Origin of the sequence: Streptomyces sp. NPDC004667 (genome assembly GCF_040609475.1) — a bacterium.
Lineage (GTDB): Bacteria > Actinomycetota > Actinomycetes > Streptomycetales > Streptomycetaceae > Streptomyces.
The window spans coordinates 1-7,999 of the sequence record NZ_JBEXKC010000161.1; the positions used below are offsets into that span (position 1 = coordinate 1).

Sequence of the window (7,999 nt, forward strand, 5' to 3'; positions counted from 1 at the left end):
GGCTTGACCTTGCGCAGGGCGCAGCACAGGTCCGGGTCCCGGTCGTGCAGCTTCGGCCCGTACTCGGCGTCCTGCTCGGCAACGCTCCGGCGCGGGGTGAGGGTGATGACGTTGACGTCCATCACCGCCTCCACCGCGTCACGGGTGCCGATGGTCTCCTCGAAGTGGTAACCGGTGTCCAGGAACACCACGTCCACCCCGGGGAACACCCGGGACGCCAGGTGCGCGACCACCGCGTCCTCCATCGAGGAGGTCACGCAGAACTTCTTGCCGAAGTTCTCGGCGGCCCAGGTGAGGATCTCCAGTGCGGAGGCGTCCTCCAGGTCCCGGCCCGCCCGCTCGGCCAGTTCCTTCAGTTCCGTGAGACGGGTGTCTTGAACGGTGGTCATATCTCGTCCCCTCCAGCGGTGTTGGACCGAACACCCCGGGCCAGCAGCCCGAGGTACTTCAGCTGGAAGGCTCGGTTGCAGGCCCTGCATTCCCAGGCGCCGTGGCCCGTCTCGTGGGGAAACAGGTCCTCGTCGCCGCAGTACGGGCAGTAGAACGGTGCGGCGCGCTCGCTCATGAGAGGTCCTCGTCGGCGGCGCGGCCCACCCAGGCGGCGAAGCGTTCGCCGTCCTCGCGCTGCTCCTGGAAGCGCGTGACGACCCGCTCGACGTAGTCCGGCAGCCCGGCGGAGGTGACCTTGAGGCCGCGGACCTTGCGGCCGAAGCCGGCCTCCAGGCCGAGGGCGCCGCCCAGGTGGACCTGGTAGCCCTCCACCTGCTGGCCGTCGTCGTCCAGGACCAGCTGGCCCTTGAGACCGATGTCCGCCACCTGGATACGGGCGCAGGCGTTCGGGCAGCCGTTGATGTTGATGGTGAGCGGCTCGGCGAAGTCCGGCAGGCGGCGCTCCAGTTCGTCGATGAGCGAGGCGCCGCGGGCCTTGGTCTCGACGATGGCCAGCTTGCAGAACTCGATGCCGGTGCACGCCATGGTGCCGCGGCGGAACGGGGACGGCTTGACCCGCAGGTCCAGCGCCTCCAGGGCCTCGACGACCGAGTCCACCCGGTCCGCCTCGATGTCGAGCACGATCATCTTCTGCTCGGCGGTGGTGCGCAGGCGGCCGGAGCCGTGCTGCTCGGCGACGTCGGCGATCTTGGTGAGGGTGGCACCGTCCACGCGTCCCACGCGGGGGGCGAAGCCGACGTAGAACCTGCCGTCCTGCTGCTGGTGCACGCCGACGTGGTCGCGCCACTGGCCGCTGGGCTGCTCGGGCGCGGGGCCGTCGGTCAGCTCGCGCTTCAGGTACTCGTCCTCCAGGACCTGGCGGAACTTGGCCGGGCCCCAGTCGGCGACGAGGAACTTCAGGCGGGCGCGGGTGCGCAGGCGCCGGTAGCCGTAGTCGCGGAAGATCGAGATGACGCCCTCGTAGACGTCGGGGACCTCGTCGAGCGAGACCCAGGTGCCCAGGCGCACGCCCAGCTTGGGGTTGGTGGACAGGCCGCCGCCGACCCAGACGTCGAAGCCGGGGCCGTGCTCGGGGTGGTTCACGCCGACGAAGGCGATGTCGTTGATCTCGTGCGCCACGTCGAGCAGCGGCGAGCCGGAGATCGCGGACTTGAACTTGCGGGGCAGGTTGGAGAAGTCCGGGTTGCCGACGATGCGGCGGTAGATCTCGTCGATGGCGGGGGTGCCGTCGATGATCTCGTCCTGGGCGATGCCGGCGACGGGCGAGCCGAGGATGACGCGGGGCGTGTCACCGCAGGCCTCGGTGGTCGAGAGGCCGACGGCCTCCAGACGGCGCCAGATCTCCGGGACGTCCTCGATCCGGATCCAGTGGTACTGCACGTTCTGACGGTCCGTGAGGTCCGCGGTGCCGCGGGCGAACTCCTCGGAGATCTCGCCGATGACGCGGAGCTGCTCGGTGGTCAGCCGGCCGCCGTCGATGCGGACGCGCAGCATGAAGTACTTGTCGTCCAGCTCCTCCGGCTCCAGGATCGCGGTCTTGCCGCCGTCGATCCCGGGCTTGCGCTGGGTGTAGAGGCCCCACCAGCGCATGCGGCCGCGCAGGTCGTTGGGGTCGATCGAGTCGAAGCCCGTCTTGGAGTAGATCGTCTCAATGCGTGTCCGCACGTTGAGACCGTCGTCGTCCTTCTTGAACTGCTCGTTGCCGTTGAGGGGCGTGTGGTGTCCGACGGCCCACTGGCCCTCGCCGCGGTGACGGCCGGTCTTGCGGCGCGCTGCGGCTGCGGGGGCGGCTGCGGGCGTTTCGGGGGTGGCGGTCATGACGGGGTACGTCCTTCTTCAACGGCTCAAGGCGGGGGCAGGGGGGAGCGGCGGCGCGCCCCTGACACGCTGGAGTCTCTGAGCAGGTGTGGCTGATTACCGCCCTTTTGCCGGGTTTGCCGGCGAGCGTGGGCGGTGTTCGGCCTCAAGGGGCTTGCGGGTGATCGACGTGTCCGCGGCAGTGGGGACTACGGCGATGTGCGGCGGTGGCTGGTTCCGTCAGCGCGCCGGACAGATGGCGCTGGACATGCGGCCGAGGTCGACGTGCCGCCGACTCACCAAGGCAATTCCAGCTCCATTCATGGCGGAAGCGTGTCATGCGCCGATTGGAGGAGTCCACTAGTGTCCACGATCCGGACGAAGTCGTCCCGGATCGTGGGACCGCGTGATCGGCGTCACCTCGGAGGGGGCTTTCGCGCAGGTGGGAGCGGGTGGCCCGGAGGCCGGCCGGGCGGCCCGGACGAGGGGCGGAATCCAGCCTTCGAGCCCGTTCCACGCTACCCCGCGCCGGGACCCCCGCGCGGGAGGGCCGGACACGGCCGGAGCCCGGGTCCCGTGACGGGACCCGGGCTCCGGGGTGCGTGCGGATGCGGCGTGCGGGCGGGGCCTACGCGCCCGGCCAGGGGCCCGGGGTCGGGGCCTCCTGCTTCTCCTCGGTCTCGGTCCTGAACACCTTGAAGCCGCGGCGCTGGTAGTTGGCCATCGCCGTCGGGCCGTCCTGGCTGCACGTGTGGACCCAGACCCGCCGGGTCCGCTCCCGCTCCGGCCAGCGGTCCGCGAGGTCCCAGGCGCGGGCGACCCCGAGCGACAGCAGGTGTCCGCCGATGCGGCGGCCCCGGAAGTCCGGGAGCAGCCCGAAGTACATGATCTCCACCACCCCGTCGGGCTGCGGGTCGAGCTCCACGTACCCGGCCGGGGTGCCCCGGTCGTACGCCACCCAGGTCTCCACGCCGGGCCGGTCGAGCTGCTCCACCCACTGGGCGCGGGTCAGCGACAGCCGGTCCGTCCAGTGGATGTCCCCGCCCACCGAGGCGTACAGGAAGCGGCTGAACTCCGGCGAGGGGACCTCCGCGCGCTCCACGCGGATCTCGGGGCCGGGGACGGCCGCGGTGACCAGATCCTCGGGCGAGGTCATTTCGAGGGACCAGGTGGTGAGAGTGATGGTGCTCATGCGCCTCAGGGAATCACACCCCCCGGTCACGGCCGGAGGGTCCCCCGGCCCCCACCCTGCCCCAGGCGGGACCGGACCACCGCCGGGGCGGTGGAGTGGGGGAGCAGCAGGTCGGGGTCCTCGGGGCGGATCAGCTCCACCTCCACGTCCTGCGCGAAGCGGTACGGCCGATGGGTCAGCACCCCCGCGAGGTGGCGGCGGACCCGGGAAAGCTCGGCGCGGACCGTCACCGTACGGGTCGGGTCCCCGAAGAGCTCCGCGGCGAGCTCGGCGGCGGTGCGCCCGCCCGGGGCCTCAGCCAGCAGGAACAGCAGCTCCGCGTGGCGCGGGGTGAGCTCCTGGGACCAGCTGCCCGCGGCCCCGTACACGGTCGCCGACCAGGCCCGCGGCCGGCTCAGGTCCAGTACGACCCGGCTCACCGCCGCGCCGGCCGCGCAGGACTGCTCCAGCCGCAGCAGCCAGCCGCCGGGCAGCGGCTCCGCCACGCAGTCGCCGAGCTGCGGGATCCACAGCCGCCCGGGCCCCAGCCCCTTCGGCAGCGGGATCCGGTCGGCGGGGGCCAGCCCGGTCACGGCGGCCGTCCAGCCGTGCGGATCCACGGCCACGGCCCGCCCGGCCAGCCGGGCCAGCAGCGGGGCGGCGACCGACCGCAGCCGCTCCAGGGACTCCAGGTGGCGCACCCGCAGCTCGTGCTCGGCGAGCCGGGCCACGGAGGTGACCCAGGCCAGGGTCGCCGGGTGCATGGTGGCGAGCGGCCCGCTGACGTCGACCACCCCCAGCAGCCGCCCGTCCCGGGGGTCGCGCACGGGTGCGCCCGCGCAGGTCCAGTCGTGGTGGCTGGAGACGAAGTGCTCGGCCGAGAACACCTGGACCGGCCGCCGGGCCACCAGGGCGGTGCCCACCCCGTTGGTGCCGACCACCGCCTCGTCCCAGTCGGCCCCCACCGCGAAACCCAGCCGGTCCGCCTTGCGCAGGATCGTGCTGTGCCCCTCCCGCCACAGCAGCCGCCCGTCGGCGTCGGCGACGACCATGATGTGCAGGGCCTCGTCGAGGGCGGGCAGCAGTCCCTCGCGCAGCACCGGGAGTATCTCCCGCAGCGGGGAGACCTGCCGGCGTTCCTCGGTCTCGGCGGCGGACAGCAGCCGCGAGCGGGCGTCCCGGTCGGGGTGCACCCCGCCGGCCAGCATGCGCCGCCAGGACTCGGCGATCTCCGGGCGGGGCGCGGCCGGAGGGCGGTCCCCGGCCAGCGCGGCGGCCCGTACGTCCTTGAGCAGACGCGCCGCCTCCCGCGCGTCCATGGCCGCGATGCGCGCCACGTCGACCGTGTCGCCTGAGGTGTGGGCCACCGGATCCTCCCCGTGCTGAACAGGACGTACTGCGCAGGCGTGCCCGCGGTCCCGTCCGTACCCGTTCCCCGGGCACGTGCGGATGGCACCTTCCCCACCGAAGGGTCGCAGGGTTGCAACGGTATGCAACCCTCGCCAAGCCCCGGTCACCCGACCGAAACTATCGGCACGCCGCCGAGCGGCGTGGCAGCTCCTTCCTCGGGGCTTCTCGGATCGCGGGGTGGTGCCGAGTCGGCGCGGCGCCACCCCCGGTCCCACCGTGGCGGGCCCGGATCCCGGCGCTGAGCGGTTCGGGCCGTGGTGGTTTGGGGACCACGGCGGCCCAGGGGGACCGCCTTCAGCCCGTGATCCGCGCCCGTGCCACCACCGATGCCAGGTCCAGGGTGTGCGGCAGCGTCCCGAAGGCCGCGCCCCGGTCCCCGCCGAGCCGGGAGGCGCAGAACGCGTCGGCCACCTCCGGGGGCGCCCACCGCACCAGCAGCGATCCCTGGAGCACCAGGGCCATCCGCTCCACCACCCGGCGGGCCCGCGCCTGGATCCCGTCGAGGTCGGCCAGGTCGGTGAGCAGGTTCCTGATCGCCGCGTCCAGCCGGTGGTCGGCGCCCCGGGCCAGCCCGACCTCCTGGAGGAAGGCGTTCAGGGCCTGCGGCTCCCGCTGGAGCGCGCGCAGCGCGTCCAGGGCCTGGACGTTGCCCGACCCCTCCCAGATCGAGTTGACCGGGGACTCGCGCAGCAGGCGGGGCAGTACGGACTCCTCCACGTAGCCGTTGCCGCCCAGGCACTCCAGGGCCTCGGCGACCATCGGCGTGCACCGCTTGGTCACCCAGTACTTGGCGGTCGGCACCGCGAGGCGCAGGAAGGCCCGCTCCCCGTCCGTGCCGGCGTCGTACGCGGCCGCGAGGCGCAGGGTGAGGACGGTCGCCGCCTCCGACTCCAGGGCGAGGTCCGCGAGGACGTTGCGCATCAGCGGCTGGTCGATGAGCGGCGCTCCGAAAGCAGAGCGGTGCTCCGCGTGGTGGACGGCCTGCGTCAGGGCCTGCCGCATCAGCGAGGCCGAACCGATCACGCAGTCCAGCCGGGTCGCCGCGACCATCTCGATGATGGTCCGCACCCCCCGGCCCTCCTCGCCCACGAGCCGTGCCCACGTCCCGTCGAACTCGATCTCGCCCGAGGCGTTCGACTTGTTGCCCAGCTTGTCCTTCAGCCGCTGGATCGCGAAGGCGTTGCGCGTCCCGTCCGGCAGCACCCGCGGCACCAGGAAGCAGCTCAGCCCGCCCGGTGCCTGCGCCAGCACCAGGAACCCGTCGCTCATCGGCGCCGAACAGAACCACTTGTGCCCCGTCAGCAGGTACTCCCCGCCGGCGTCCAGCGGCACCGCCGCGGTGGTGTTCGCCCGGACGTCGCTCCCGCCCTGCTTCTCCGTCATCCCCATCCCGAAGAGCACCCCGCCCTTCTGCGCGGCGGGCCGCAACCCCTCCTCGTAGACGTGCGAGGTCAGCAGCGGCTCCCACTGCGCGGCCAGCTCCGGATCGGCCCGCAGCGCCGGTACCGCCGCGTGCGTCATCGACACCGGGCAGCCGTGCCCCGACTCGGCCTGCGACCACAGGAAGAACCCGGCCGCCCGCCGCAGGTGCCCCGCGGGCCGGCCCCAGGCGTCGGTGAGCCCCGAGGCCACCGCGTGCCCGAGGAGGCGGTGCCACGCGGGGTGGAACTCCACCTCGTCGATCCGGTGCCCGTACCGGTCGTGCGTACGCAGCACCGGCGGATTCTCGTTCGCCTGCCGGCCCCACTCCTGGGCCTGCGCGGAACCGGCCGCCCGGCCGAGCGCGGTGAGCTCCTCGCGCACCTCGTACCGGAGTTCGGCGTCCACGCCCGCGAGGTGGCGCTCGACGCCCTCGGTGAGGGCCCGGTCGCCCAGGTAGGCCTCGTACCCGACGAGCGGCGGGACCTGGTTGCTGACTGTGTGGGTGGTGGCTGCCATGCGGATACGGTAAGGACGTGCAGCCAGCAAAAGAAACAACCGAGCGGATCCCAGGACGGCTCCATCGGGCCCGGGTCCTCTACCGCAACGTCTCCAAGCGAAAGATGGCCTGGCTGCTGCTCAAAGACACCGTCAACTCGTGCATCGAGTACCGGATCCTGGGGCTCGCGGCCGAGGCGGCCTTCTTCACCCTGCTCTCCCTCCCCCCGCTCTTCCTCGGCCTGCTCGGCCTCCTCGGTTACGTCGACGGCTGGACGGACACCCAGTCCGTGCAGAGCATCGAGGAGAACATCCTGAGCGCGGTCGGCACCGTCCTGTCCGACCGGGGCGTCAACGACATCGCGAAACCCATGCTCGACGACGTCACCAGCCGCGGCCGTCCCGATCTGATCTCCCTCGGCTTCGCCTTCGCCCTGTGGTCCGGCTCGCGCGCCGTCAACGTCTTCATCGACACCATCACCGTCATGTACGGGCTCGACGGACAGCGGGGCATCGTCAAGACCCGGCTGCTGGCCTTCCTCCTCTACGTGGTCGCCCTGCTGATCGGCGCGATCGTGCTGCCGCTGATGGTCGTCGGGCCCGACGCGGTCGTCCGGCTGGTGCCCTGGAGCACGGAGGTGATCGCGGTCCTGTACTGGCCCACGGTCACGCTGCTCTCGATCGCCTTCCTGACCACCCTGTACCACGTGTCCGTGCCCGTCCGCTCGCCGTGGATCGAGGACGTGCCGGGCGCGCTCGTGGCCCTCGCGATGTGGGTCCTGGGCTCGTTCCTGCTGCGGATCTACCTCACCAACACCGTCGAGGGGCCCACCATCTACGGCTCCCTCGCCGCACCCGTCGCGATCCTGCTGTGGATCGGGATCTCGGCCTTCGCCGTGCTCGTCGGGGCGGCCGTCAACGCCGCCATCGACCGGGTCTGGCCCTCGGTGGCCACCGCCGCCGCGCGCGAGGCCAACGAACGCGTCCGCGAGGCCGAGGCCGCCCAGCTGGTGGCGCGGGCCGCCGCCTGGCGGGCCCTGGCCGAAGGGGAGTCCGAGGACGACGAGGACGCCGGGATGCCGTCGGAGTTCCCGGAGCGCTGGTCGAAGTTCCTGCCGCCCGAGGACTACACCTCGCGGCTGCGCAAGCACTGAGCGGCTGCGGGGGCACCGAGCGGCTGCGCGAGCACCGAGGCGCCGGGCCGGGCGGCGCCGGGGGCCGGCCGCCGCGGGGCGGGGCTCCGGGGCCGGGTGC

The 7,999-nt window shown here is 72.7% G+C and carries 8 protein-coding genes; 1 reads left to right on the forward strand and 7 read right to left on the reverse strand.

The window, feature by feature from the left end:
- From ABZW32_RS38035 to ABZW32_RS38065, 7 genes are all read right to left on the reverse strand, one after another.
- The coding region (locus tag ABZW32_RS38035) for a phosphoadenosine phosphosulfate reductase family protein (RefSeq protein WP_356225245.1) at positions 1-389 on the reverse strand (389 nt) is incomplete at its 3' end.
- A complete protein-coding gene (locus tag ABZW32_RS38040; RefSeq protein ID WP_266843340.1) occupies positions 386-565 on the reverse strand; it encodes a hypothetical protein in 180 nt (59 codons plus the stop codon). The genes ABZW32_RS38040 and ABZW32_RS38035, both read right to left, overlap by 4 nt.
- The gene (locus ABZW32_RS38045) at positions 562-2,268 is read right to left on the reverse strand and encodes a nitrite/sulfite reductase (protein WP_356225247.1); all 1,707 of its coding nucleotides are present in this window, start codon (positions 2,266-2,268) and stop codon (positions 562-564) included. The genes ABZW32_RS38040 and ABZW32_RS38045 overlap by 4 nt, the downstream gene beginning before the upstream one ends.
- 219 nt (positions 2,269-2,487) lie before the next feature.
- Positions 2,488-2,571, reverse strand: a complete 84-nt coding sequence (locus ABZW32_RS38050) for a putative leader peptide (protein WP_312847410.1) — start codon at positions 2,569-2,571, stop codon at positions 2,488-2,490.
- A gap of 304 nt (positions 2,572-2,875) precedes the next feature.
- Entirely contained in the window at positions 2,876-3,439 is a 564-nt protein-coding gene (locus ABZW32_RS38055) for a GNAT family N-acetyltransferase (RefSeq protein ID WP_356225249.1), read from the reverse strand.
- Between the two features lie 26 nt (positions 3,440-3,465).
- Positions 3,466-4,737 carry a GAF domain-containing protein gene (locus ABZW32_RS38060; protein ID WP_356225255.1) on the reverse strand — a complete coding sequence of 424 codons (1,272 nt, stop codon included), beginning with the start codon at positions 4,735-4,737 and terminating at the stop codon, positions 3,466-3,468.
- A gap of 385 nt (positions 4,738-5,122) precedes the next feature.
- Positions 5,123-6,766 (reverse strand): acyl-CoA dehydrogenase family protein, encoded by a 1,644-nt coding sequence (locus ABZW32_RS38065; protein ID WP_356225251.1) that lies wholly within the window; start codon positions 6,764-6,766, stop codon positions 5,123-5,125.
- A gap of 17 nt (positions 6,767-6,783) precedes the next feature.
- Between ABZW32_RS38065 and ABZW32_RS38070 the strand changes: the two genes are divergently transcribed.
- Positions 6,784-7,899 (forward strand): YihY/virulence factor BrkB family protein, encoded by a 1,116-nt coding sequence (locus tag ABZW32_RS38070; protein ID WP_356225253.1) that lies wholly within the window; start codon positions 6,784-6,786, stop codon positions 7,897-7,899.
- The last annotated feature ends 100 nt before the right edge of the window (positions 7,900-7,999 follow it).

Coding starts and splice junctions, on each gene's coding strand:
- ABZW32_RS38060 (WP_356225255.1), bottom strand. CDS start 4,737: ATGGACGCGCGGGAGGCGGCGCGTCTGCTCAAGGACGTACGGGCCGCC.
- ABZW32_RS38050 (WP_312847410.1), bottom strand. CDS start 2,571: ATGAATGGAGCTGGAATTGCCTTGGTGAGTCGGCGGCACGTCGACCTC.
- ABZW32_RS38040 (WP_266843340.1), bottom strand. CDS start 565: ATGAGCGAGCGCGCCGCACCGTTCTACTGCCCGTACTGCGGCGACGAG.
- ABZW32_RS38045 (WP_356225247.1), bottom strand. CDS start 2,268: ATGACCGCCACCCCCGAAACGCCCGCAGCCGCCCCCGCAGCCGCAGCG.
- ABZW32_RS38065 (WP_356225251.1), bottom strand. CDS start 6,766: ATGGCAGCCACCACCCACACAGTCAGCAACCAGGTCCCGCCGCTCGTC.
- ABZW32_RS38055 (WP_356225249.1), bottom strand. CDS start 3,439: ATGAGCACCATCACTCTCACCACCTGGTCCCTCGAAATGACCTCGCCC.